The sequence below is a fragment of the Acidovorax sp. FG42 genome, from assembly GCF_057809195.1.
On record NZ_JBMDJM010000001.1, the window covers coordinates 280,501 to 306,696 of the forward strand.

Here is a 26,196-nt window from a genome sequence, read left to right on the forward strand (position 1 = left end):
CCGCTACCGCCCCATCACCCCACGTGCCACGCTGCCAGCCACCCACCGTGCAGAACTTCACCTCCCTTCGCGCCCGGCCCGCCACGGCGAAGTCTGCACGGCTGCGGCCCCCCGTGCCTCGTGTACTGGCTGTGGGCGTTGCGCTGGCCTGGTGTGGCCTGCCGCTGGCGGCCTTGGCCCAGGACGCCGCCGCGCCCAGCGCCTGGGATGCGCCTCCGGCGCTGCGGTCCTCCCCGCTGCTGCAGGAAAAGATTCCCGACGCCGTGCGCTCGCAATTGCCCGTGTTTGTGAAGGGCGATCACATCAGCGGCCAGACGGACCTGAATGCGCTGATTGAAGGCAACGCCGAGTTGCGCCGGGGCGACACGGTCATCCGCGCGGACCGGCTGGACTACAACGTGCCCGAGGACCTGGCCAAGGCCAACGGCAAGGTGCGCATCAACCGCGCAGGCAACGTCTACGAAGGCACGGCGCTGGAGCTGCGGGTGGAGGCCTTCGAGGGCTTCTTCAGCGACGCGCGCTACCGCTTTCTGGCCACGCAGGCGCACGGAGATGCGACGCGGGTGGACTTTGTGGACCGCTACCGCGCCGTGGTGCACAACGGCACCTACACCACTTGCGAGCGTGGCAACGAAGAGAGCTGGCAGCCCGACTGGGTGCTGCGCGCCGCCACCATCCGCATCGACAACGAGGAAGAGGTCGGCACGGCCGAAGACGCGGTGCTGGAGTTCAAGGGCATCTCGGTGCTGCCCATTCCGTACATCACCTTCCCGTTGTCGGAAAAGCGCAAGTCCGGCCTGCTGCCACCCACCATCGGGCTCGACAGCCGCGATGGGGTGACTTACATGCAGCCGTACTACTGGAACATCGCCCCCAACCGCGATGCCACCTTGCGCGCTGCGCTCATGACCAAGCGGGGGGCCAATGTGGGCGGCGAGTTCCGCTATCTGGAGCCGACCTACAAAGGCCAGATCAGCGCCGATGTGATGCCCACTGACCGCTTGCGCGACCGGGTGCGCTGGAGCTTCAGCGGCAAGCACGAGGGCGCGTTCGACACGGCCATCGGCGGGCTGGGGCTCAACCTCAACCTCAACCGGGTCAGCGACGACAACTACTGGCGCGACTTCAGCCGGGCCACCGAACAGCTGCGCCAGCGCCTGCTGCCCAACGATGCCATCCTGTCCTGGGGCCGCAACGACATGTCGGCCACGGTGCGCACCCTCAAATGGCAGACGCTGCAGGATGTCACCTCGCCCATCGTGCCGCCGTATGACCGCATGCCGCAGGTGCAGTGGCGCTACAACCCCTCGCAGCTGGGCGGTGGATTCGATGCCAGCGTCGAGCTGGACACCACGCGCTTCGAAGCGGCCCGCGCGCTCACCGGCCAGCCCAACGCCGACCGCAGCTACGCCATGGCGCAGATCAGCCGCCCGTTCCTGTCGCCGGGTGGCTTCATCACCCCGCGCCTGCAGCTGCATGCCACGCAGTACCAGTTTGATTCGGCTCTCTCCAACGGCCAGCGCTCGGCCAGTCGCACACTGCCCACCTTCAGCCTGGACAGCGGACTGGTGTTCGAGCGCGACACCGCCTACTTCGGCCGGGCCTTCCTGCAGACGCTGGAGCCCCGGGCTTTCTACACCTACACGCCCTACCGCGACCAGAGCATGCTGCCGGTGTATGACACGGCGGCCAATGACTTCAACTTTGCAACCATCTACACCGAGAACGCGTTTGGCGGCAACGACCGGCTGGCCGACAACAACCTGCTGACCCTGGGCGTGACCACCCGCCTGCTGGACCCCGACACCGGTGCCCAGGCCGCGCGCTTCGGCATTGCGCAGCGGGTGCGGTTCTCGGACCAGAAGGTGACCTTGCCAGGCGGCACGCCGGTGAGCGAGCGCCTCTCGGACCTGCTGCTGGGCGCGGGCATCAACTGGACGCCGCAGTGGGGCTTTGACTCCACCGTGCAGTACAACCCCAAGACCGGCCAGTCCATCCGCTCCACCATCGGCGCGCGCTACAGCCCCAGCAACTACCGCACTGTGAGCGCGGCCTACCGCCTGCAGCGCGGTACCAGTGAGCAGATCGACATCGGCTGGCAGTGGCCGCTGAACGACCTGTGGGGCGACAAGGGCAAAGACCTGGGCCCCGGCCGTGGCCAGGGCGGCGGGCGCTGGTACAGCGTGGGCCGATTGAACTACAGCATGAAGGACCGCAAGCTGGTGGACACCGTGGTGGGCTTCGAGTACGACAGCTGCTGCTGGATCGGCCGTGTGGTGCTGGAGCGCCTGCAAAGCAGCGTGACCAGCTCCAACACGCGCCTGCTGTTCCAGATCGAATTCGTGGGCTTCTCCCGCCTGAGCCTGGGTTCCAGCCCGCTCGACTCCTTCAAGCAAAATGTGCCGCGTTACCAGAACCTGCGCGAGCAGGTCTCCACGCCCAGCCGCTTCAGCAACTACGACTAGACCATGAATCACCGTGTACTCGCACTGGCCTTGACGGCCGCGTTGGCATCCCTCGTGGCGCAAGGCGCTGCGGCCCAGGGCCTGCGTCCTTCGGGGGCCTCGTCTTCGGGCAAGACCGGGTTGTCCTCCTCGCCGTCGTCGCTGACCGCGCGCCCTGCGGCCGTGCCCTCCATCACCTTGCCTGCGCCCTCCGCCAGCACCGCTCCGCGCTCGGCCGATTTCATCGTGGCGGTGGTCAACTCCGAGCCCGTGACCAACTACGAGGTGCGCTCGCGCCTGGCCCGTGCCGAGGCGCAGATCGCCAAGCAGGGCGGCGCCATGCCGCCACGCGATGCGCTGGCGCGTGAAGTTCTCGAACGCATCATTCTGGAAAAGGTGCAGCTGCAGCAGGCGCGCGAATCGGGCATCAAGGTCGATGACTACGCCGTGTCTCAGGCCGAGCAGGGTGTGGCCCGTCAGAACGACATGACGGTGGACGAGCTGTATGCGCGCCTGGCCCGCGACGGCATGAGCAAGGACCGTTTTCGCGAAGAGCTGCGCAACCAGCTGCTACAGCAGCGCCTGCGCGAACGCGAAGTCGAAGCACGCGTGAAGGTGAGCGACCTGGACGTGGACCAGTTCCTGCGCGAAGAGCAAAAGGGCACGGACGTCGCCGCCATGGAGATCAACCTCGGCCATGTGCTGGTGCTGGTGCCTGAAAACGCCACCCCCACGCAGGTGGCCGAGCGGCAGGCACGCGCACAGCGTGCGGCCGACAAGGTGCGCGCGGGCGAAGACTTTGCAGCGGTGGCCCGCGAGTTCTCCGATGCGCCCGAAGGCCAGCGCGCTGGTGGATTGCTGGGCTTGCGGCCTGCCGACCGTTACCCGGAGCTGTTTGTGAACTCCACCCTCGGCCTGCCGGTGGGCTCCATCGTGGGCCCGGTGCGCTCGCCAGCGGGTTTTCACGTGCTCAAGGTGGTGGAACGTGTGACGGCGGGTATGCCGACCACCGTAGTGCAAAACCATGCGCGCCACATCTTGCTGCGCACGGGCCCCCAGTTGTCCGAAGCCGCCGCCGCCGCGCGCCTGGCCGATTACCGCCGCCGCGTGCTGGCCGGGCAGGCCGACTTTGCAGCCCTGGCGCGCGAGCATTCTCAGGATGGCAGCTCCAAGGAGGGCGGTGATCTGGGCTGGGCCAACCCCGGCCGGTATGTGCCCGAGTTCGAGCAGGCGCTGGACGCCCTCAAGCCCGGCGACATCAGCGAACCTGTGGTCTCGCGTTTTGGCGTGCACCTGATCCAGCTGCTGGAGCGCCGCGAAGCCAAGCTCACCCAGCGCGAGCAGCGCGACATGGCACGCAACGTGGTGCGCGAGAAGAAACTCGACGAGGCCTATGCCACCTGGGCGCAAGAGCTGCGTGGGCGCGCGTATGTCGAGTACCGCGAGCCACCCCAATGAGTGCAGGCCCTAGCTCCCAGCAGTCCCAGACACCACAACAGATAAGGTCGCGTTGAAACACATTCCCCGCAAGCGCTTCGGACAACATTTCCTGTCCGACCAGGGCATCATCGACGGCATCGTGCAGGCCATAGCGCCGCTGCCCGGCCAGCCCATGGTCGAGATCGGGCCCGGCCTGGCCGCGCTGACGCAGCCCCTGGCGGAACGCCTGGGGCGCCTCACGGTCATCGAACTGGACCGCGACCTGGCCCTGCGCCTGCGCCTGCATGGCCAGCTCGACGTGATTGAGTCGGACGTGCTCAAGGTGGATTTCACCGCACTGGCGCAGACCCTGCGTGACAAGGCAGGACAGCCCGGTTTGCGGCTGCGCGTGGTGGGCAACTTGCCCTACAACATCTCCACCCCAATCCTTTTCCACCTGCTGGACCATGTGCAGGTCATCGAAGACCAGCACTTCATGCTGCAAAAGGAAGTGATCGACCGCATGGTGGCCAGCCCCGCCACTGGCGACTACGGGCGCCTGTCGGTCATGCTGCAGTGGCGCTACGCCATGGAAAACGTGCTGTTCGTGCCGCCCGAGAGCTTCGACCCCCCGCCCCGCGTGGACAGCGCCGTCGTGCGCATGGTGCCGTATGCCGAGCCGGCACCGCTATCGATTCCGGTGCTGGAAGAATTGGTCCAGGTGGCTTTCAGCCAGCGCCGCAAGCTCCTGCGCCACACGCTGGGCCGCTGGCTCGAAGCTCGCCAGTTTGGTGGTGAATTCGACACCCAGCGCCGAGCTGAGGAAGTGCCCGTGGCCGAGTACGTGGCACTGGCGCAGAAATGCTCTTGAATTGATAGCTGACAGCGCTTGTTCGATGGGCGCTAGACAGCTTTTTACTCAGTGAAGGTGCGTTGGATGGCGCTGAGCTAGCAGGCGCACTGCAACCAATGCCGTGCCTGCAGCTGCAACGCTGGACCTCGTAACAGCCATGGCAACTGTCGCTGCCCAGACCAAAGACACCGCGCAAGGGCCGCCCCGCCGCGCGGGTGTCGTCCCCCTTCCCGGCGAAGCCGAGAGAAGGGGGAAGCGGCGTAGCCGCTCAGGGGGATGTACCGAGTTATGCGGCGCTGAGCCAGTACCCGGCGTTGAAAGGGCTGCTCATGCGCAGCGCCATGGGCGATACGTCCACAAGTTTGTCCGTGGGCATTTTTTCAGCGGGTTCGCCGTTGATCTCGATGCCTTCGACGGCCTGGGTGTCGCTAGCCTCGTTCGCCCGTTCTGCTTGGCTGGTGGATGCAGAACGGGCTACAGAAAAGAATAGAAACACCGGAAGGGTATCTTGCGATCGCCCCAGTAGTCGGCCGCGTCACGGAAGATGTCGAGCAGCTGCTCGCGCGCTTCCTTATCGAACTTGCCTGTGGCAGGAATCTGCTCCAGCACCACAATGAAACCAGGCTGCGGGCCCGATTTGTGCAAAGGGTCTGTCATGCAGTCGTACAACGCATCGAAGTTCTTGCCGAAGTGCGATGGGAACGTGAATTGGGCGGCAATCAGGTCCAGCACATCCTGCTTGGACTGCGCGTGGGCCAGATTGGCGTACAAGAAATGGTGACCCATGGAGGTGGCTGCATCCTGCAGGTCCTGCACGCGGAAGGCGCGAATGGACTGCACGATGTTGGTGCGCACGCCACGCAGTGGCGTTTCCAGGTCTTTACGAAGTGGCGTCTGCATCTCCGCTACTCTTTCTTTATAAAGTCCACAAACTTCTGGCATCTCACAGGCTGCAGGATGCGGCCTGTGAATGGGGAATTCAATGGGGCGCGGCGTACGTTTTCAGGGATGGGCTGGCTGGCGCACACCGCAGGGGGTTACTCGACGATCTCGCGAAAACTGGCGTAGTGGTCGCTGGTGTAGTAGCAGGCGTCCGGCGTCCGGGGCTTGCCGCCACACACGATGCGCCGGGCTCCCCGGTCGCGCGATCCTGGTGTTCTGACGGTGTATTCACGGTAGTAGCCCCGCTTTTGGGCGGGCAACAGCCGCTCGCGATTGCCAAAAACCGATCCGTCCTTGTCGTACGGAAAGGGCCCGCCCTCACGGATCAGCGCATACGTTGTCCGCCCTTGGGGCGGCAACTCGGCCAGTGCGATGGGGGTGGTGGACCCGCCTTCGGACGGGGATTTCCGGGCATGTCCCGCAACCGGAGACAGCACGAAAGCAACACCCAAAACACACAATAACCCTGCCTTGCGCGCCCGGGTGGCTACAGCCTTCAGCATCAACGAACCTTTCAGAAACTACGGGTTAACCCGAAATTTCGAGCCGCTAGTGTCGCTCAACGGTCCCCAAAAAGCAAGCGTCTGCACAAAGATTGGGCAGACGCTGAAGGGCTTTGCAAGGGTTTTAAGTTAGCGCTTGCTACCGGATATTGGCTTATCTCGCCACGTTGGCATCGGCCACGGTGAGGGCTGTCATGTTCACGATACGGCGCACGGTCGCGCTCGGTGTCAGGATATGAACCGGCTTGGCCGCCCCCAGCAGCACGGGGCCGATGGCAATGCCGCCACCCGCCGCCGTCTTGAGCAGGTTGTAGGCAATGTTGGCGGCGTCGATGTTGGGGAACACCAGCAGGTTGGCGTCGCCAGTCAGCTCGCTGCTGGGCATGAGTGCCGAGCGGGCCTTGCCGTCCAGCGCCACGTCGCCATGCATTTCGCCGTCCACTTCCAGCCAGGGCGCCTGTTGGCGCAGCAGCTCCAGGGTCTGGCGCATCTTCACCGCGCTGGGGCTGTTGCTGGTGCCAAAGTTGGAGTGCGACAGCAGCGCGGCCTTGGGCTTGATGCCAAAGCGCATCATTTCCTCGGCCGCCAGGGCGGTGATCTCTGCCAGCTCTTGTGGCGTGGGGTCGTAGTTGACGTGCGTGTCCACCAAGAACACCTGGCGGCCGGGCAGCATCAGGCCGTTCATGCAGGCGTACACCGGCACGTCCTGTGCGGTGCTGTCGGCACCGCCCGCGTGCTTGCCGATCACCTGGTCGATGTACATCAGGTGGTTGGCTGTGGTGCCCCAGGTGCCGCAGATCAGGCCGTCCACCTCGCCCTTGTGCAGCATCATCGAACCGATGAGCGTGAGGCGGCGGCGCATCTCGATCTTTGCCACCTGCTGGGTGATGCCCTTGCGCTCGGTCATGCGGTGGTAGGTCTGCCAGAAGTCGCGGTAGCGGTGGTCGAAGTCGGTGTTGACCACGTCGTAGTCCACGCCTTCCTTCAGGCGCAGGCCAAACTTTTCGATGCGCTGGGCGATGATGGCGGGGCGGCCGATCAGCGTGGGGCGGGCGACCTTCTCGTCCACCACGATCTGTGCAGCGCGCAGCACACGTTCTTCTTCGCCCTCGGCATAGGCCACACGCTTCTTGGCAGCATTGCGGGCCGCGTCGAAGATGGGCTTCATCGTCGTGCCCGAGGCATACACAAAGGTCTGCAGACGGTCGCGGTAAGCGTCCATGTCGGCGATGGGGCGCTGCGCCACGCCGCTGTCCATGGCGGCCTGGGCCACGGCCGGCGCGATCTTCATCATCAGCCGGGGGTCAAACGGCTTGGGGATCAGGTATTCGGGGCCGAAGGTCAGCTTCTCGCCGACGTAGGCGGCTGCCACCACCTCGCTTTGCTCGGCCTGGGCCAGCTCGGCAATCGCGTGCACGGCCGCAATTTCCATCTCATCGGTGATGGTGGTAGCGCCGCAGTCCAATGCCCCACGGAAGATGTACGGAAAGCACAAGACGTTGTTCACCTGGTTCGGATAGTCCGACCGGCCCGTGGCCATGATGATGTCGTTGCGCACGCTGTGTGCCAGCTCGGGCGTGATCTCGGGGTTGGGGTTCGCCAGCGCGAAGATCACCGGGCGCTCGGCCATGGTGGCCACCATTTCGGGCTTGAGCACGTTACCGGCCGACAGGCCCAGGAACACGTCGGCGCCGACCATCACCTCGGCCAGCTTGCGCGCGTCGGTCTTCTGCATGAACTGGCGCTTGTCGTCGTCCATCAGTTCTTCGCGGCCTTCATAGACCACACCGGCCAGATCGGTGACAAACACGTTCTTGCGCTGCACGCCCACCTTGAGCAGCAGGTTCAGGCAGGCCAGGGCCGCAGCGCCCGCGCCGCTGGTGACCAGCTTCACGTCTTCAATCTTCTTGCCTGCCACCTTCAGCGCATTCACGATGGCAGCCGCCACCGTGATCGCCGTGCCGTGCTGGTCGTCGTGAAAGACCGGGATCTTCATGCGCTTGCGCAGCTCACGCTCCACGTAGAAGCAATCGGGAGCCTTGATGTCTTCGAGGTTGACGGCGCCAAAGGTGGGCTCCAGCGCTGCGATCACCTCCACCAGCTTGGCGGGGTCCTTTTCGTCGATCTCTATGTCGAACACATCGACGCCCGCGAACTTCTTGAACAGGACGGCCTTGCCTTCCATCACCGGCTTGGAGGCCAGCGCGCCAATGTCGCCCAGGCCCAGCACGGCGGTGCCGTTGGAAATCACGGCGACCAGATTGCCACGCGAGGTGTAGCGGAAGGCGTTGGCAGGGTCCTTCACGATCTCTTCGCAGGGCGCGGCCACACCGGGCGAGTAAGCCAGCGCGAGATCGTGCTGGTTGATCATCTGTTTGGTCGCGGCAATGGCCAACTTGCCCGGCTTGGGAAACTCGTGGTATTCGAGAGCGGCACGGCGCAACTGGGCACGCTTGTCGGAATCGTTGTTGTTGTTCTGGGCCGTGGTGTTCTCGGGCATTCAGTGTCTCCAACTCAGGGGTGAGGGGCCAAAACCGTACTCCAGCGGGTCTGCAGCAGGCTGTCAGCTTTGTAAGGGTCTGCGATTGTAGGGGGATGTGCGTAAAAACCCTAGTAAGCGAATCTGCTTACCTGCGGGCTGTTTGCCCATTCATTGTGTCGTGTGGACAGGGTTTTGAGACCCCCATATCCATGCACATAAGCTATGAGGTGTTTTGCTTTTTGAGGAGGAACACCGTGCTTGCCCGAAACGGGTCGCTTCATGCACCCTTCTGGCGTCAAAAGGGTGCATGCCGCGCCAGCCGTGCTCGTTGGGATGGCTTGACTTCCAACGCTCTGGCGAGGCATGGAACGAAAAAGGCCCCGCATGGGGCCTTTGTCGTTGAAGCGTAGACGCCGACGGATGCTTCAGCGGCTACTCGGAAAGCTGAACACCGCCCCCTCACGCACGCCCGCCGATGGCCAGCGCTGCGTGATGGTCTTGCGCTTGGTATAGAAGCGCACGGCGTCCGGGCCGTAGGCGTGCAGGTCGCCGAACAGGCTGCGCTTCCAGCCGCCGAACGAGTGGTACGCCACGGGCACGGGCAGGGGCACGTTCACGCCCACCATGCCGACCTGGATGTGGTCGGTGAAGTAGCGGGCGGCCTCGCCGTCGCGGGTGAAGATGCAGGTGCCGTTGCCGTACTCATGGTCGTTGATGAGCTGCATAGCCTCCTGCAGCGTCTTCACGCGCACCACGCCAAGCACGGGGCCGAAGATTTCTTCCTGGTAGATCTTCATGCCGGGCTTGACGTTGTCGAACAGGCAGGCGCCCAGGAAGTAGCCTTCCTCATGCCCGGCCACCTTCACCGAGCGGCCATCCACCACCAGAGTGGCGCCCTCGGCCACGCCGCTGTCCACATAGGCCTTCACCTTCTCGAAGTGCGGCTTGGTCACCAGCGGACCCATGTCATTGCTGTTGTCGGTGCCGGGGCCCACCTTCATCTTGGCGATTTCGGTCTTCAGGCCCGCAATCACGGCGTCACCCACTGCGTCACCCACGGCCACCAGCAGCGGAATGGCCATGCAGCGCTCGCCGCACGATCCATACGCGGCACCCATCAGCGCGCTCACGGCGTTGTCCACATCCGCGTCGGGCATGAGCACGGCGTGGTTCTTGGCGCCGCCCAAAGCCTGCACGCGCTTGCCGTGTTTGCAGCCTTCGCTGTAGATGTATTCGGCGATGGGTGTGGAGCCGACAAAGCTCACGGCCTTGACGCGTGGGTCTTGCAGCAGCGTGTCCACGGCCAGCTTGTCGCCGTTGACCACGTTCAGCACGCCGGGGGGCAGGCCCGCTTCCAGCGCGAGCTGGGCGATGAACAGGGTGGACGAAGGGTCGCGCTCGGACGGCTTGAGCACAAAGGTGTTGCCACACGCAACGGCCATCGGCCACATCCACAGCGGCACCATGGCCGGGAAGTTGAAGGGCGTGATGCCTGCAGTGACGCCCAGCGCCTGGAACTCACTCCATGAGTCGATGCTGGGACCCACGTTGCGGCTGTGCTCGCCCTTGAGCAGTTCGGGCGCGTAGCTCGCGTATTCCACGTTTTCAATGCCGCGCTGCAGCTCGCCGTGCGCGTCGGCCAGCACCTTGCCGTGTTCGGCGGTGATCAGGGCGGCGATCTTGTCGGCGTTTTCTTCCAGCAGGACTTTCAGCTTGCTCATCACGCGCGCACGCTTGAGCGGCGGCGTGTTGCGCCAGGCCGGAAACGCGGCCTCGGCCGAGGCAATGGCCGCCTCGACCGTGGCCTGGCTTGCCAGGGCCACGCTGGTGGTGGACAGGCCGGTGGCGGGGTCAAACACGGGCTGCGTACGGGCGGTGTCGGCGACGATCTGGCCGTCGATCAGGTGGCCGATGGTGGTGGTGACGTTTTTGTCGTGGTTCATGGTGATTTCAAGTAAAAAGTGCCACAAGCGCCAGTGAAACATGCGCTGATAGCTATCAAATTTATAGTATTCAAGCCGCAGCAACCTGGGGCTCCAGCGCGGGCAGCACATGCCCCAAGGCGCGGTCGATGAACTCCTGCTTCTCGCCCACCGGGGCAAAGTACTGCAGCACTTCGCGCGCGGCGTCCAGCCCCTTGAGGCGGGCGATCAGCCACGCCACCAGGTATTGCGAGGCCAGGCACCCGCCCGCCGTGGCCACGTTGCCGTGGGCCGCAAACGCGCGTGGCACCACGTCCACGCCCGACTCCATCACCCACGGCTTGCTGGTCAGGTCCGTGCAGGCGGGCGTGCCGCTCAGCAGGCCCAAGCGGCTGAGCAGGAAGGTGCCAGAGCACTGCGCCGCCAGCAACTGGCGGGCGGGGTTCAGCACCCTTAGCTGTTCCATCAGCGCGGGGGTGTTCGCCACCTCGCGCGTCTTCATGCCGCTGCCCACCAGCACCGCATCGGCCTGGGCCAACTGGCTCAGGTCTTCATGTGCGTCGATGGTGAGGCCGTTCATGGACGTGACGCGCGGCGTGGGGCTCGCAATGCGCACCTGCCAGTCCGTGTCGCCCAGCAGCGCGATGCGGCTGAGCATGCCAAACGCCACGAGCGAGTCGAGGTCGTTGAAGGCGTCGAAGGTAAGGATGGAAATGCGCATGGGCCGGTCGGGCTTGTGCCTCAAGCCGTTTCGTGCAGGGCGTCGCCCAGGGCGCTGATCAGGCGGTCGATTTCGGCCTGGGTGCTGATGAAGGGCGGTGCCAGCTGGATGGTGTCGCCACCGTAGCGCACGTAAAAGCCCTTCTTCCAGCAGTTCATGGCGATCTCATAGGGGCGCTTGGCAGGCTCGCCGGGCAGCGCCGCAATGGTGAAGCCGGCCGCCAGGCCAAAGTTGCGGATGTCGGCCACATGCTTAGCGCCCTTGAGGCTGTGCACAGCCTGCTCGAAGTACGGGGCCAGCGCCTTCACGCGGCCGATCATGTCTTCGTTTTGCAGGATGTCGAGCGCCGCAATGCCCGCCGCGCAGGCCACGGGGTGGGCCGAGTAGGTGTAGCCGTGCGGGAATTCGAGCATGTACTCGGGACCGCCGGCGGCCATGAAGGTGTCGTAGATTTCCTTGGTAGCCACCACGCCGCCCAGCGGCTGCGCGCCGTTGGTGACCTGCTTGGCAAAATTCAGGATGTCGGGCGTCACGCCAAAGGCCTCGGCACCGGTCCAGGCGCCGCTGCGGCCAAAACCGCTGATCACCTCGTCAAAAATCAGCAAGATGTTGTTTTGTGTGCAGATCTCGCGCAGGCGCTGCAGGTAGCCCACGGGCGGGATCACCACACCGGCCGAGCCCGAGAAGGGCTCGACGATCACGGCGGCGATGTTCGATGCATCGTGCAGCGCAATCACTTCCAGCAAGCGGTCGGCCAGCTCCTTGCCCGTGGGCGGCATACCCTTGTGGAACGAGCCTGCGGGTGGCTGGGTGTGGGGCAGGTGGTCGGCCTCCACGCCCTGGCCAAACAGCTTGCGGTTGGCCACGATGCCGCCCACCGAGATACCGCCAAAGTTCACGCCGTGGTAGCCCTTTTCGCGGCCGATCAGGCGCGTCTTGGTGCCCTGGCCCTTGGCACGCCAGTAGGCGCGGGCCATCTTGAGGGACGTATCGGCCGACTCGGAGCCCGAGCCGGTGAAGAACACATAGTCCAGCCCTGCGGGTGTCAGCTCTTTGACGCGGTTGGCCAGCTCAAACGACAGCGGGTGACCAAACTGGAAGGCGGGCGCGTAGTCCAGCTTCATGGCCTGCTTGCCGATGGCCTCGGCGATCTCGCGGCGGCCATGGCCCAGGCCCGCGCACCACAGGCCCGAGAGGCCGTCAAAAATCTTGCGGCCTTCGGAGTCGGTGTAGTAAGCACCGCTGCCCTCCACGATCATGCGCGGGTTGGCCTTGAACTGGCGGTTGCCGGTGTAGGGCATCCAGTGCGCGTCCAGCCATTCGGCGTCCATGCGGGGGCCTTCGGCACCGGCGGCGGGTTTTTCGATGTTGACGAAGCTCATGGGGTTCTCCAGTGCAAAGGCGGCGATAAAAGGGCGAGAAAAGCAAAGCTGCCCCAGCGGCCTGGGGCTTGACGTAGGGCATTGTTGCGCCGCCTGTTAATCTCTCAAATAATCCAATATCAATGTTTACTTGACGATTTATGCAAGTAAAAGACCCCGCTCCACCCCCACCAATCTCCGCGCCGGCCGGACCTGGAAAACACCGCGCCGTGCTGGGCCAGCTCAGCGACATGGACCTGCGCCTTTTGCAGGTCTTCAAGAGCGTGGTGGAGTGCGGCGGCATGTCGGCCGCCGAGCTGGAGCTGAACATCGGCACCAGCACCGTCAGCCGCCATATCAAAGACCTGGAGGCCCGTCTGGGCCTCACGCTGTGCCGGCGGGGGCGGGCGGGGTTTGCGCTGACGGCCGAGGGGCAGCGGGTGTATGACGAAACCCTGCGCCTGCTGGCCTCGGTGCGCAGCTTTCGCGACAGCGTGGACGACATACATTCGCGCATGGGCGGGCAGCTGGCTGTGGCGGTGTTCGACAAGACCGCCAGCAACCCGGCCGCCCGCATTGGCGAGGCGATAGCCGCCTTCACCGCCCGGGCGCCCGATGTGCAGCTGCAGCTGCATGTGGGCTCCATCAACGCCATCGAGCGTGGCGTGATCGACGGCAGCTACCAGGTGGGCATCATCCCCGCGCACCGCAGCTCGCAAAGCCTGGCCTACGCCGACCTGTTTGGCGAGACCATGCTGCTGTATTGCGGCGCGGGCCATCCGCTGTTTGGGGCGTCATCGCCCCCGGCCGACTGGCACGCGGTGCGGGGCTACCAGTTCGCGGGGCTGGGCTACCACTCTCCCAACATGGAGCTGAGCCACCAGGCCCGGCTGCAGCGCGCGGCCACGGGTTTTGACCAGGAGTCCATTGCTACGCTGATCCTGTCGGGCCGCTTTCTGGGGTTCTTGCCCGATCACTATGCCGAGGCCTTCGAGCGCCAGGGCCGCATGGAGGCCGTGAATCCGTCGCTGTTCCACTACCACTGCCAGTTTGTGAGCCTGATGCGCCGCTCCCCCGCCCCCGCCCGCGCGGCGCAGGCGTTTGCGCAATGCCTGGAGGACGCGCACCGGCCCAGTCGCTGACAGGGGTATTGCGGGGCTGCGGCTTGCCAGCGGCCGCGGCGCGGCGGACAATTCACCTTCTTTGCAACATTGTGTGACATCGGGAGCAGCGCCCATGGCCAGCATTTCCTCCATCGGCAGTTCAGGCCTTCAGGCCGCCCAGTTGCGGCTGGACGCGTCGGCCAACAACGTGGCCAACATGAACACCCCCGGCTACCGCCGCGAGGTGGTTGCACAAGAGGAAGTGGCCGAAAGCGCCGGCGTGCGAGCCACCGTGCAGCGCGAACAGGACGCCAAGGGCGTGGCGCTGGAGCAAGAGGCGGTGGAGCAGATGTCGGCCACTTACGCGTTCAAGGCGAATCTGCAGACCATCAAGACGCAGGACGAAATGATGGGCTCCTTGCTGGATGTGAAGGCCTGAGCGCTGCCCGTTCAGCGCCTGTTTGTGTTCCCACCCCCATGCCCCGCTGGTCGGGGCATGTTCGTTTCTGGCGCAGATTGAGAGGACTGCCCGTTATCAGTTGGTATCGGCCAGCCCCGCCAGGCGCTGGACCAGCCAGCGTTGAAAGGCCAAGCCCGTGGCGGTGCGGCTGCGCAGTGGAATGGCGTACATGGCGGTGCTCCTTGTCGTGAGTTTGTTCAGGCGCCCTGGATGGCTGGACTGCTGCTGGGCGATGCAGTAGCGCTTTGGCGAGCGGTGCGCCGGCCAGCCCGGTCCCACGCCTTTTCATGGAAGAAGAAGGCCACCGCCTGCACCGTGGGCTCCAGCAGGCTCAGGGTGAGCGAGGCCCACAGGTTGCCGGTGACGGCATAGGCCACCAGGGCGGCCACGCAGATGTGGATGAGGTAGTAGCTGCCCGTCTTCATCAGCATGGTTTGGTTCTGGCGGGCAACGCGGCGGATGAGGGACATGGCGGACTCCTTGGGTCAACAGAGCCTGCGGCGGTGCAGCAGGGATGGTTGAATGGTAGTGATTCGCAATAGCGAAAACCAATTGATCATCGCTAAGGCGCAGATAGCCGCTATCCAATGACGCTGTGCGAAGCGCCACAGCGCCTATCCCGAACAGACTGGTTCTGCGCATGAACTAGTTCACGTTCCGCCACTGAAAAAAGCCGCTGCCACCAAAGCCCCCGTTGCTATGATGGCCGCTCTTTTCAACCCCCTCTTTTGCTTTGGGAGCACACATGGCCCTCATGGACTTCATCAAGAAACAGTTCATTGACATCATTCAGTGGACCGAAGAGGGGGACGGCACGCTGGCCTGGCGCTTCCCCATGCGCGACATGGAAATCCAGAACGGCGGCACGCTGGTGGTGCGCGAGTCGCAGATGGCCATCTTCGTGAACGAAGGCCAGGTGGCCGACGTGTTTGGCCCCGGCACCTACAAGCTCACCACGCAGACGCTGCCGGTGCTCACGTACCTCAAGAACTGGGACAAGCTCTTTGAGTCCCCCTTCAAGAGCGATGTGTACTTCTTCAGCACACGCCAGCAGATCGACCAGAAGTGGGGCACACCCCAGCCCATCACGATCCGCGACAAGGACTTTGGCGCCGTGCGCCTGCGCGCGTTCGGCAACTACGCCTTCCGTATCGCCGACCCCAAGCTGTTCCACACCGAGATCTCGGGCACGCGCGAGTCCTACCCCGTGGCCGACCTGGAAGGCCAGCTGCGTGGCCTGGTATTGCAGAACATCAGCAACGCCATTGCCGGTAGCGGCCTGCCGTTCCTGGACCTGGCGGCCAACCAGGTCATGTTTGCCGATGCGCTGACCAAGGAGCTGGCGCCCATCTTCGCCAAGCTGGGCATCTTGATCGAGTCCCTCACGGTGCAGAACGTCTCGCTGCCCGAAGAGCTGCAGAAGATCCTCGACCAGAAGATCGGCATGGGCATGGTTGGCAACGACATGGCCAAATTCATGCAGTACCAGACGGCGCAGGCCATCCCCAAATTTGCCGAGGGCGCGGGCAACGGTGGCGGAGTGGCGGGTGACGCCATGGGTCTGGGCGCGGGTGTGGCGCTGGGCCAGGTGCTGGCGCAGAACCTGCAGCAGGGCCTGCAAGGCGGCGGCGCAGCAGCCCAGGCAGCGCCCGCAGCGGCGGCCGCTGCAGTGGGCGTCAAGCCCGAAGACGTGATGGCCACGCTGGAGAAGCTGGGCGAGCTCAAGTCCAAGGGCATCCTCACGCAGGAAGAGTTCGACGCCAAGAAGGCCGAACTGCTCAAGAAGCTCGTCTGATCGATCGGATCGATTGCTATCATAAAAATAGCTGCTTGCGCTGGAGGGATAGGCGCTAGAGGCCAATAGGGCTTCAAAGCCGTTTAGCGCGGCGCGGGCAGAACACTCCACACGATGGCCACCGACCCCACCCAGCGCTATTACCGCGCGCCCTGCCCCGGCTGTGGCGCGCCGGTGGAGTTCAAGAGCGCGCAGTCCACCCATGCCGTCTGCGGCTACTGCCAGAGCACCGTCGTGCGCAGTGGCGACGTGCTCACGCGCCTGGGCAAGATGGCCGAGCTGTTCGACGACCACAGCCCGCTGCAGCTCATGGCCAGCGGGCGCATCCAGCTCGATGGCAAGGACGTTCCCTTCACCCTCATCGGCCGCCTGCAGTACAAGGGCGACGCGGGCGTGTGGACGGAATGGGCGGCCTTTCTGAATGACGGCACGCTGGCCACGCTGGGCGAAGACAACGGTGCCTACGTCTTCACCCGGCCCATCGACCCGGGCCGCGAGATGCCTGCGCCGGAGCGCTTTCGCATCGGCACCACCACGGCCATCAACGGCAAGCCCTACAGCGTGGCCTACACCGGCCAGGCGCAGCTGATCTCGGCCCAGGGCGAGCTGCCCAAGCTGCCGCCGCTGGGCCAGCCCTTCGGCATGGTCGAGTTGCGCAGCGCCGACGGCGAAGTGGTCAGCATCGACTACGGCCACACCCCACCCAATGTAGAGCGCGGCAAGGCCGTGCTGCTCGAAGACCTGCAGCTCCAGGGCCTGAAAGACGAATCGGCCAAGGACGAAAAAGGCCGCCAGTTCAACTGCCCGCACTGCGGTGCACCGGTGCAGGTACAGCTGTCCACCTCCAAAAGCATCACCTGCGGGTCGTGCGCCAGCATCATCAGCCTCGATAGCGGCGTGGGCGGCGAGCTGCGCTCGGCCGAGCAGGACGAACCCGTGCAGCCCCTCATCCCGCTGGGCAGCAAGGGGCAGCTGCAGGGCGTGCACTGGCAGGTGGTGGGCTTTCAGCACCGCATGGGCGTGGAGCCCGGCGACGACGAGCACTTTGGCTGGAGCGAGTACCTGCTCTACAACCAGAAGCGCGGCTTTGCGTTCCTGGTCGATTCCGAAGAAGGCTGGAGCATGGTGCGCCCCACCACCGGCGCGCCGCAGATGGCGGCCACGGGCCGATCCGCCACGTACATGGGCACCAAGTACGACCTCAAATACACCTACGAGGCCGAGACCACCTATGTGCTGGGCGAGTTCTACTGGCAGGTCACGCGCGGGCAGAAGACCACCAACCGCGACTTTGCGAGCAGCAAAGGCCTGCTGTCGATGGAGCAGAGCCCGAACGAGATCACCTGGTCAGCGGGCGACAAGCTCTCCAGCGACACGGTGGCCAAGGCGTTCAAGCTGGACGACAAGAAAGATGTCCTGAAGCGCGACGACCCCGGTCCATTCGTGGCCAAATCCGGCCTGGGTTGCGGCACCATCATCATCATCGCGGTGGTGATCCTGATCCTGCTCATCCTGCTGAGCCGCTGCTCCAGCTGCGATCCCCGGGTCGAAAACTGTTCCTCGTCCTCCAGCTACCGCAGCTCGGGGGGCTCGTACGGCGGATATTCGTCGGGCGGCAGCCACAAGTAGTGCAGCGTCTGCGCTTGCCCACCGTTCACCAGCCACTGTCACTGACCACACGTTTCAAGGAGATCACACCATGATGGGATTCGAATGGCTCAAACCCGCGGCATTTCTCGGGTCCATCCTCTACGCCATCATTGGCGTCATCATCTTCTGGCTGGCCTTTGTCATCGTCGACAAGATCACGCCCTATGACCTGTGGCGCGAGATCGTTGAAAAGCAGAACCAGGCCTTGGGTCTGGTGGTGGCTGCGATGTGCCTGGGCATCAGCATCATCGTGGCGGCTGCCATCCATTGACGCACTAACGCATTGACGCGTTTTCGAGCCCTTACCGCCTGAATGAACGAAGCGGCGCACCCGGCAGGGTGCGCTGACCGCCGCCTTGTCGTCTCCCACCCCGCCTTCCATTGCGCCCGCACCTGCGGTGCCGCCCCCATCCTCCGGCCCCCGCCCCATCGACATCGCGCTGCTCATCAGCGTGTTCGTCGTGGCGGCCTGCGGCCTGCTGTACGAGCTGGCCGCCGGGGCGCTGGCGTCCTATGTGCTGGGCGACTCGGTGCTGCAGTTCAGCACCATCATTGGCACCTACCTGTTTGCCATGGGCCTGGGCTCTTGGTTGTCGCGCTACTTCGAGCGGCAGCTGCCCGCGCACTTCCTGCGCATCGAGCTGCTGGTGGCGCTGATCGGCGGGGCGTTGCCCGCCACGCTGTTCCTGGCCAATGCGTATGCGCCGGGTGCGTTCCGGTTTCTGCTGTACGGCATGGTGCTGGTGGTGGGCACGCTGGTGGGGCTGGAAATTCCTCTGGTCATGCGCATCCTCAAGCGCAACGTGGTGCTCAAGGACCTGGTCTCGCAGGTGCTCACGTTCGACTACCTGGGCGCGCTGGCGGTATCGCTGGCGTTTCCGCTGCTGCTGGTGCCGCACCTGGGGCTCATCCGCACGGGCCTGCTGTTCGGGCTGATGAACGCCGCTGTGGCGCTGTGGGCGGTGTGGCTGTTCCGGCATGAGCTGCGGCGCCTCCAAGCCCACTTGTTCGCCTGCCTGATGGTGGTGGGACTGCTGCTGGCCGGGCTGGCGGGGGCCGAGCAGATCACGAGTCTGGCCGAGGACAAGTTCTACCAGGACCGCATCATCTTCACCACGGCCACGCCCTACCAGCGCATTGTGGTCACGCAGGGCCGCTATGGCCACCGGCTGTACCTCAATGGCAACCTGCAGTTTTCCGAGTCCGACGAATACCGCTACCACGAGGCCCTGGTGCATCCCGCCATGGCCGCGCACGGGGCGCCCAAGCGGGTGGCGGTGTTGGGCGGCGGCGACGGCATGGCGGTGCGCGAGATCCTCAAGTACCCCTCGGTCGAGTCCGTCACCCTGGTCGAGCTGGACCCGGCCATGACGCGCATCTTCAGCGAGAACCCCACGCTGGCAAAGCTCAACGGCCACGCGCTGCAAAACCCCAAGGTGACCATCGTCAACACCGATGCTTTTGGGTGGCTGCAGCAGGGGACGGACCTTTTTGACGTCATCGTGGTGGACTTTCCGGATCCGACCAACTTCTCCATCGGCAAGCTCTACACCAACAGCTTTTATGCCTTGCTGGACAAGCGGCTGGCGGCCAGTGGCTACGCAGTGGTGCAGACCACCTCGCCGCTGGTGGCGCGCCAGAGCTTCTGGACGGTGGTGCAGACCATCGAATCCGTGGGTCTCTCGACAGCGCCGTACCACGCCCATGTGCCCAGCTTTGGCGAATGGGGCTATGTCATCGCCAGCCGCAGGCCCTGGCGCCTGCCCGATGCCTTGCCGCCGGGGCTGCGGTTTTTGAGCCCCCCGTCGCTGCCGCTGCTGTTTGACTTTCCGCTCGATATGGCGCGGGTGCCGGCCGATGTGAACCGCCTGTCCAACCAGGCGCTGGTACACAGCTACGAGCGCGAATGGGGCAAGGTGGTGGCGCATTGAGCCGGCGATGGCTTGGGGGCCAACGGGCATTCGCCGAGCAATTTGCAGGGGTTCTGCCCGGTGGCACGGGCGTCACAATCGGCTACAAAGCTGTCAAGACCTGATCGCCGTGGGCTCCCGATGCCGGATTTCTTTTTCCTCTCTAACGCACAGCCCTATCCGCTGCTCTGGGCCCAGCATGATCCTTGGCTGGTGGCGCTGTCTGTAGCGATGGCGGTGCTGGCGTCTGTGCTGGCGCTACAGATGGCGGGCCTGGCCCGGCGCGCCGACACCCGCTTCATGCGGCAGATGGCCCGGGGGTCCGGTGCGATGGCGTTGGGTGGAGGCATCTGGTCGATGCACTTTATCGGCATGCTCGCATTCACGGTGTGTGGGCGCGGGCGTTTTGATCCTTGGATGACAGCGCTGTCTATGCTTCCGAGCGTAGCTGCGTCATGGGTTGCGCTGGGGCTGCTGATGCGCCGCGAGATCAGCCGTGCAGCCCTGGTCGTCGGCGGCGTGCTCGTCGGCGCTGGCATTGGCGCCATGCATTACATCGGCATGGAGGCGTCCCAGTGGGCTCCGTTCATGCGCTTTGATCCTTGGGGCTTTGCGGCCTCCGTCTTGGTGGCCGTGCTGCTGGCCATTGTGGCCCTGTGGGTGCGATTTGGACTGGAGCGGGTGGTTCGCTGGCGGGCCCGCTGGCTGAACCTGGCAGCGGGCGTGGTCATGGGGCTGGCCATTGCGGGCATGCACTACACCGGGATGGCGGCGTTGCGCTTTATCGAGGTGCCAAACGAGTTGGAGCTGTTGGCTGCTGCAGAGGGCACCCCCATGGCCCTGGCGGTGGCTGCCGTGGCCCTGGTTATTGGTGTACTGGTCATCGCCATCAACGCCGGCCTGCGCTACCGGCAAATGTTCCTGCAGATGCGCCAGAGCGAGTCCCGCCTGCGCGCGATTGCCGACACGGCCGTGGATGGCATGGTGATGATTGATGCGCAGGGCCGGGTGCAGTCCTTCAATGCGGCGGCCGAACGCATCCTGGGGTGGCGCCCCGATGAGGTGGTGGGCCAGAACGTGTCCATGCTCATGCCCGAGCCTGATCGCTCTCGCCATGACACCTACCTGCAGCGCTACCTGCAAGGCCAGGGCGGTGGCGTGGTCGGCGCCAACAGCCGCGAGGTGCTGGCCTTGCGCCCCGACGGCAATACCGTGCCCATTCGCATTGCCGTTGGACGCGTACCGCTGGATGGCGAACCGGTGTTTGTGGGGTTCATCAGCGACCTGACCCAGCGCCGCGCGATGGAGCAGGAGCTCAAGGCGAGCGAGCAGCGTTTGCGCTCGCTGATAGGGAACATTCCTGGGGTGACTTTTCGCTGCCGCTATGACGCCGACTGGACCATGCTCTTCATCAGTGATGCCGTGACAGCGCTGACGGGGTGGCTGCCGCAAGACTTCCTGCAAGGGCGTGTCAACTTCACACAGTTAACGCTGCCTGAAGAGGTGGACCGTCTTTGGAACGAGGTGTCGGCAGCCATTGAGGAGCACAGGCCTTATCACGTGGAGTTTGGCCTGCGTGACCGCGAGGGCCGCTTGCGTTGGGTGTCCGAAAGCGGGCGCCCCGTGGTGGGGGACGATGGCCAAGTGCAATGGATTGACGGGGTCATCATGGACATGACCGCCTTCAAGGAACGCAACGCAGAGTTCGAAAGCACCGTGCGCGCCATCAACCGCGCGTTGGCGGTAGTGGAGTTCGACATGCAGGGCCGCGTGCTCCACGCCAATGACAACTTCCTCAGTCTGATGGGCTATGGCCTCCAGGAGATCGTGGGCCAGCACCACCGCATGTTCTGCGAGCCCGCCTACGCGCAGACCGAGGCGTACGCGCAGTTCTGGGAGCAACTGCGAGCTGGCCAGCTCGATGGCGGTGAATATCAGCGACTGGGCAAGGACGGGCGGCGCATCTGGATCCAGGCCACCTACAACCCCATCTTCGACGCCCAGGGCCAGCCGTTCAAGGTCGTCAAGTTTGCGACTGACCTCACCCAGCGCCGTGCCATGGAGCAAGAGCTGCGCGCCGCCAAGGAGCGTGCCGAGCAGGCCGCAGCCGCGCGCAGCACCTTCCTGGCCAACATGAGCCACGAGATCCGCACGCCCATGAACGCCATCATCGGCTTCACCGAGGCTCTGCTCGACACCCCCATGGACGCGCAGCAGCGCCGCCACCTGGGCACGGTGCAGCATGCGGCGCGCTCCATGCTGCGCCTGCTCAATGACATCCTGGACACTGCCAAGCTGGAAAAAGGCGCGGTGGAACTGGAGATTGCGGACTTCTCGCTGCAAGAGGTGTGCGACCAGATCCTTGCCTCGCTGCGCATCCATGCGGGCAAGAAGGGGCTCGCGCTGCAGTGCCTGACGGACGACCGGGTGCCGCCCTACCTGCGGGGCGATGCACTGCGCCTGCAGCAGGTGCTGCTGAACCTTCTGGGCAACGCGCTCAAGTTCACCGAGCGCGGCCATGTACTGCTGCGGCTGGACTACCACGACGGCACGCTGGTGATGGAGGTGGAGGACACGGGCATCGGCATCGCGGCGCAGCACCTGGAGCGCATCTTCGACCCCTTTGCGCAGGCCGACGCATCCACCACCCGGCAGTTCGGCGGCACCGGCCTGGGCACCACCATCTCGCGCCAGCTGGTGGAGCTGATGGGCGGCAGCATCAGCGTGCGCAGCACCCTGGGTGTGGGTACCACGTTCGCCGTCTGTGTACCTTTGCCGGTGGGCCAGGCGACGGCGGCAGTGGCCACCGTGAGCCATGCGGTCCAGCTGCCGCCGCTGCGCATGCTGGTGGTGGACGATGTGCCGGCCAACATCGAGCTGCTGCAGATCCACCTGGACCGGGGGCGCCACCAGGTGACCGTGGCGCGGGATGGCGAAAGCGCAGTCGCCGCCTACGAGGCCGGGCGCTTTGACGTGGTGCTGATGGACCTGCAGATGCCCGGCATGGATGGCCTGGAGGCCACGCGCCGCATTCGTGCGTTCGAGCAAGCGCAGCGGCGCAAGCCGGTGCCAGTGATCGCCCTGTCGGCCAGCGTGCTGGAGCAGGACCGGCGCAACGCACGCGCAGCAGGCATGGACGGCTTTGCGAGCAAGCCGCTGGAGCCCGCCCGCCTGTTCCGCGAGATCGCCCGCGCGCTGCACCTGCAGCCCGATGCCTCCCCCTCGGGCTGGAGCAGCCTGCAGCCGCTGGCGGCTGCCCCGGGCGTGCCCCTCGCCCCCCAGGCCGCAGCACCCGCCGTGGACTGGGAACGCGGCACCCGCCTGTGGGGCCAGCGCGCCTTGCTGCGCGACGCCGTGGCGCGCCTGCTGGCCGACCACGCTGCCACCCCCGCCACCTTGCAGGCCATGGTGGCGCAGCCCGACATGGATGCGGCCCGCGCGCTGGCCCACCGCCTGCGTGGTGCGGCCAGCAACCTGGCACTGGGCCCGCTGCAAACGCTGGCGCAGCGCATTGAGGAAGCGGCTCATAGCCTGGACCGCACGGCGCTGCCGCCGCTGGTGGCCGCCCTGCCCGCCGCGTTGCAGGCCGTGCAGCAGGCCCTGGCCCACGAGGCCGAGGCCGCCACAGCACCCGCCCCCGGCGTGGGCCAGCATGCGCCGCTGACCGCCGACCAGCGCCAGCAGGCCTTGGACGCTGCTCACGCGCTGCAGCAGGCCCTCGCGCAGTCCGAGCTGGCCCAGCCGCCGCTGGACTTGCTGGTGCAGCTATTGCCCGCGGCCGCCACCGAGCGCCTGCAGGAGGCCATCGACACCTTTGACTTTGACCAGGCCGTGGTGCAGTTGCAGCAGCTGCGCACACACTGGCTGGACGAACCCCTGGAGAACCCCGCATGACCCCGGCCCCTGACCAGCGGCCCCGCCTGTTGCTGGTGGACGATGAACCCACCAACCTGCAGGTGTTGCGCCACATCCTGCAGGCCGACTACCGCCTGCTGTTTGCCACCGACGGCGAACGCGCGCTGCAGGTGGCGCGCGAGCAGCGGCCCGACCTGGTGCTGCTCGACATCATGATGCCCAACCTGGATGGCTACGCCGTGTGCCGCGCGCTCAAGGCCGATGCCGCCACGGCCTCGATCCCGGTGATCTTCATCACCGCCCTCACCGACAGCCAGGACGAAACCGCGGGGTTTGACGCAGGCGCGGTGGACTACATCACCAAGCCTGTCAGCCCGCCCGTGGTGCGCGCGCGGGTGCGCACCCACCTGTCGCTGGTGCGCATGGACGAGCTGCGCGAAACCCGTCTGCAGATCGTGCAGCGCCTGGGCCGCGCGGCCGAGTACAAGGACAACGAAACCGGCATGCATGTGATCCGCATGAGCCACTTTGCCCAGCTGCTGGCGCTGGCCGCAGGCCACAGCCCGGCCTGGGCCGAAGACCTGCTCAACGCCGCGCCCATGCACGACGTGGGCAAGATCGGTATCCCCGACGCCGTGCTGCGCAAGCCGGGCCCGCTGGACGCTGCCGAGTGGGACACCATGCGCCGCCACCCCGAGATCGGCGCCGAGATCATCGGCGAGCACCCGTCCGGCGTGCTGCAGCTGGCCCGCGAGATTGCGCTGGCCCACCACGAAAAGTGGGACGGCAGCGGCTACCCGCGCGGCCTGGCGGGCGAGGCCATTCCAGTGTCGGCGCGCATCGTGGCCGTGGCCGATGTGTTCGATGCCCTCACCACCCGCCGCCCCTACAAGGAGCCCTGGCCCGTGCAGGACGCGCTGGACCACATCACAGCGCAGGCCGGCAAACACTTCGACCCCGCCCTGGTGGCGCTGTTTGCCCCGCTGGTGCCGCAGCTGCTTGAGATCCGCGCACGCTGGTCGGATTGATGCGTGACCGTATGACGCCCTGGACCCTGCAGCGCCGCCAGTTTGTGGCGGGCGCTGCCGCCCTGGCCACGGCCGCGCTGGGCGGGTGCGACCGGGCCGTGCCGCCGCTGGAAGGCGGCTTCACCGGCATCGACATGGCGCGCGGCCACCAGCTGCGGGAGTGGCTGGCGCGCGGTACCTGGCCCGAGCCCGCCGTGGTGCGGCGCGCGCAGGTCATCATCGCGGGCGGGGGCGTGGCGGGGCTGGCCGCCGCGCGTGCACTGCGCCTGGCGGGCGTGCAGGACTTTGCGCTGCTGGAGCTGGAGGACACTGCGGGCGGCAACAGCCGGGGCACCGCCGTCAATGGCCTGGCCTGCCCGCAGGGCGCGCACTACCTGCCCGTGCCTGGCGACGACGCGCGCGAGGTGCAAGACCTGCTGGAGGAGCTGGGCCTGCGCCAGCGCGTGGCCGGGCGCTGGTTGTACGACGAACGCCACCTGTGCCACAGCCCGCAGGAGCGCCTGTACTTCGAGGGCGAGTGGCAGGAGGGCCTGCTGCCCGTGCAGGGCGTGGGCGAGGCCACGCTGGCGCAGTACCGCCGCTTTGCGCAGGCGGTGGAGCGTGAGTCGAAGGCCGCGCGGTTTGCCATGCCCGCACTCAAGCTGTGGACCGCCAGGCGCCCGCTGGCGCCCAGCCAGCAGGCGCTGGACGCCATGACGTTCGCCGCCTGGCTGGCGCAGGAAGGGCTGGACGATGCCCATCTGCGCTGGTACCTGGACTACTGCTGCCGCGACGACTACGGCGCCGGGGCCGACCGTGTCTCGGCCTGGGCGGGCATCCACTACTTTGCCAGCCGCCACGGTTTTCATGCGCCCGGCGAGGCTTTGGACGAAGCCCGCGAAAGCGTGCTCACCTGGCCCGAGGGCAATGGCTGGATCACCCGGCGCCTGGCCGAGCCGCTGGCCAACACCGCCAACGGCGGCGGCCAGCTGCGCACCGGCACCAGCGTGCTGCGCATCACCGAAGGCCGCCACGGCGTGGAGGTGGATGCGTTCAACCACGCCACCGACAGCGTGGAGCGCTGGCAGGCGCCCCGCTGCATCGTGGCGCTGCCCGTCTTCGTGGCGGCGCGTGTGGTGCAGAACCCGCCCGCGTTCCTCACCGGGGCGGCCCAGCGTCTGTCGTGGGCGCCCTGGCTGGTGGCCAACATCCACATCCACAGCCCGCTCACCGACCGCCCGGGCGCCGCGCCGGCCTGGGACAACGTCCTGTACGCCGACCCTACGGCGGGGGGCCTGGGCTATGTGAACGCCGGCCACCAGCGCCTGGACACCCGCGCCACGCTGGCCGGCCCCACCGTGCTCACCTACTACCAGGCGCTGGGCGACCGGGCGGACGGCCGTCAGCAACTGGCCACCCAGCCCTGGCAGCACTGGGCCGACGCCGCCCTGGCCGCCCTGGCCGTGCCCCACCCCGACCTGCGCCAGCGCGCCACGCGTGTGGACATCACCCGGTACGGGCACGCCATGTCCATCCCCACACCGGGTTTGCAGCAGTTTTTGAGCCAAATCGGCCTGAAGCGGAGGTCTTTCATGCCCAAGGCGCTATCAAATGGTGAGCGCACCGCCTGGTTGCCCACGCCCACCACTGCACGGCTGGCGTTTGCGCATGCCGACTGGTCGGGGTATTCGGTGTTTGAAGAGGCCTTCACGCGCGGGCATGGCGCGGGGCTGGTGGCCGCCGCCGGTTGATTCCTTGGTGCGGAGGAT

20 protein-coding genes are annotated in these 26,196 nt (G+C 65.9%); 12 read left to right on the plus strand and 8 right to left on the minus strand.

What is annotated here, in order from left to right; all coding sequences use genetic code 11:
• Positions 1-47 precede the first annotated feature (47 nt).
• From ACODSM_RS01330 to rsmA, 3 genes are read left to right on the plus strand one after another with little or no spacing between them, the layout of a single operon-like run.
• Entirely contained in the window at positions 48-2,465 is a 2,418-nt protein-coding gene (locus ACODSM_RS01330) for an LPS-assembly protein LptD (protein ID WP_422848196.1), read from the plus strand.
• A 3-nt stretch (positions 2,466-2,468) separates the two neighbouring features.
• On the plus strand, positions 2,469-3,902 hold the full coding sequence (locus tag ACODSM_RS01335) for a peptidylprolyl isomerase (protein WP_488804086.1): 1,434 nt from the start codon (positions 2,469-2,471) through the stop codon (positions 3,900-3,902).
• A gap of 52 nt (positions 3,903-3,954) precedes the next feature.
• Positions 3,955-4,734 carry a 16S rRNA (adenine(1518)-N(6)/adenine(1519)-N(6))-dimethyltransferase RsmA gene (rsmA, locus tag ACODSM_RS01340; protein ID WP_488804087.1) on the plus strand — a complete coding sequence of 260 codons (780 nt, stop codon included), beginning with the start codon at positions 3,955-3,957 and terminating at the stop codon, positions 4,732-4,734.
• Between the two features lie 268 nt (positions 4,735-5,002).
• Here the strand turns inward: rsmA and ACODSM_RS01345 are convergent, their stop codons facing one another.
• From ACODSM_RS01345 to aptA, 7 genes are all read right to left on the minus strand, one after another.
• The gene (locus ACODSM_RS01345; protein ID WP_015016367.1) at positions 5,003-5,212 is read right to left on the minus strand and encodes a hypothetical protein; all 210 of its coding nucleotides are present in this window, start codon (positions 5,210-5,212) and stop codon (positions 5,003-5,005) included.
• The gene (locus ACODSM_RS01350; RefSeq protein ID WP_015016366.1) at positions 5,191-5,616 is read right to left on the minus strand and encodes a barstar family protein; all 426 of its coding nucleotides are present in this window, start codon (positions 5,614-5,616) and stop codon (positions 5,191-5,193) included. The genes ACODSM_RS01345 and ACODSM_RS01350 overlap by 22 nt, the downstream gene beginning before the upstream one ends.
• 137 nt (positions 5,617-5,753) lie before the next feature.
• Complete coding sequence (locus ACODSM_RS01355) at positions 5,754-6,161, minus strand: guanyl-specific ribonuclease (RefSeq protein WP_488804088.1); 408 nt, start codon at positions 6,159-6,161, stop codon at positions 5,754-5,756.
• A gap of 154 nt (positions 6,162-6,315) precedes the next feature.
• Positions 6,316-8,661, minus strand: a complete 2,346-nt coding sequence (locus tag ACODSM_RS01360) for an NADP-dependent malic enzyme (RefSeq protein ID WP_015016364.1) — start codon at positions 8,659-8,661, stop codon at positions 6,316-6,318.
• Between the two features lie 407 nt (positions 8,662-9,068).
• A complete protein-coding gene (locus ACODSM_RS01365) occupies positions 9,069-10,586 on the minus strand; it encodes a CoA-acylating methylmalonate-semialdehyde dehydrogenase (protein ID WP_488804089.1) in 1,518 nt (505 codons plus the stop codon).
• 70 nt (positions 10,587-10,656) lie between these two features.
• Entirely contained in the window at positions 10,657-11,286 is a 630-nt protein-coding gene (locus tag ACODSM_RS01370; protein ID WP_488804090.1) for a DJ-1/PfpI family protein, read from the minus strand.
• Positions 11,287-11,306: 20 nt separating this feature from the next.
• Positions 11,307-12,668, minus strand: coding sequence for an omega-aminotransferase AptA (gene aptA / locus ACODSM_RS01375; protein ID WP_110960704.1), 1,362 nt, complete (start codon positions 12,666-12,668; stop codon positions 11,307-11,309).
• A 140-nt stretch (positions 12,669-12,808) separates the two neighbouring features.
• Between aptA and ACODSM_RS01380 the strand changes: the two genes are divergently transcribed.
• The gene (locus ACODSM_RS01380; protein ID WP_488804091.1) at positions 12,809-13,789 is read left to right on the plus strand and encodes a LysR family transcriptional regulator; all 981 of its coding nucleotides are present in this window, start codon (positions 12,809-12,811) and stop codon (positions 13,787-13,789) included.
• 94 nt (positions 13,790-13,883) lie between these two features.
• Positions 13,884-14,189: a flagellar basal body protein gene (locus ACODSM_RS01385; RefSeq protein WP_015016359.1), complete on the plus strand. Its 306-nt coding sequence runs from the start codon at positions 13,884-13,886 to the stop codon at positions 14,187-14,189.
• 218 nt (positions 14,190-14,407) lie between these two features.
• On the opposite strand, the gene ACODSM_RS01390 is transcribed toward ACODSM_RS01385, so the two are convergent.
• Positions 14,408-14,680 (minus strand): DUF2061 domain-containing protein, encoded by a 273-nt coding sequence (locus tag ACODSM_RS01390; RefSeq protein WP_488804092.1) that lies wholly within the window; start codon positions 14,678-14,680, stop codon positions 14,408-14,410.
• Positions 14,681-14,955: 275 nt separating this feature from the next.
• Here ACODSM_RS01390 and ACODSM_RS01395 point away from each other — a divergent pair, with 275 nt between their 5' ends.
• The 7 genes from ACODSM_RS01395 to ACODSM_RS01425 all read left to right on the plus strand — a co-directional run bounded on the left by ACODSM_RS01395 (position 14,956) and on the right by ACODSM_RS01425 (position 26,178).
• Positions 14,956-16,005 carry an SPFH domain-containing protein gene (locus ACODSM_RS01395; protein ID WP_056056717.1) on the plus strand — a complete coding sequence of 350 codons (1,050 nt, stop codon included), beginning with the start codon at positions 14,956-14,958 and terminating at the stop codon, positions 16,003-16,005.
• Between the two features lie 114 nt (positions 16,006-16,119).
• Positions 16,120-17,634 carry a DUF4178 domain-containing protein gene (locus ACODSM_RS01400; RefSeq protein ID WP_015016356.1) on the plus strand — a complete coding sequence of 505 codons (1,515 nt, stop codon included), beginning with the start codon at positions 16,120-16,122 and terminating at the stop codon, positions 17,632-17,634.
• Positions 17,635-17,707: 73 nt separating this feature from the next.
• Positions 17,708-17,926, plus strand: a complete 219-nt coding sequence (locus ACODSM_RS01405; RefSeq protein WP_015016355.1) for a DUF350 domain-containing protein — start codon at positions 17,708-17,710, stop codon at positions 17,924-17,926.
• Positions 17,927-18,011: 85 nt separating this feature from the next.
• The gene (locus ACODSM_RS01410; RefSeq protein WP_488804093.1) at positions 18,012-19,586 is read left to right on the plus strand and encodes a polyamine aminopropyltransferase; all 1,575 of its coding nucleotides are present in this window, start codon (positions 18,012-18,014) and stop codon (positions 19,584-19,586) included.
• A 120-nt stretch (positions 19,587-19,706) separates the two neighbouring features.
• Positions 19,707-23,459, plus strand: a complete 3,753-nt coding sequence (locus ACODSM_RS01415) for a PAS domain S-box protein (protein ID WP_488804094.1) — start codon at positions 19,707-19,709, stop codon at positions 23,457-23,459.
• Positions 23,456-24,448 (plus strand): response regulator, encoded by a 993-nt coding sequence (locus tag ACODSM_RS01420; protein WP_343734004.1) that lies wholly within the window; start codon positions 23,456-23,458, stop codon positions 24,446-24,448. Before ACODSM_RS01415 ends, ACODSM_RS01420 begins: the two co-directional genes overlap by 4 nt.
• An 11-nt stretch (positions 24,449-24,459) precedes the next feature.
• Entirely contained in the window at positions 24,460-26,178 is a 1,719-nt protein-coding gene (locus ACODSM_RS01425; RefSeq protein WP_488804095.1) for an NAD(P)-binding protein, read from the plus strand.
• The last annotated feature ends 18 nt before the right edge of the window (positions 26,179-26,196 follow it).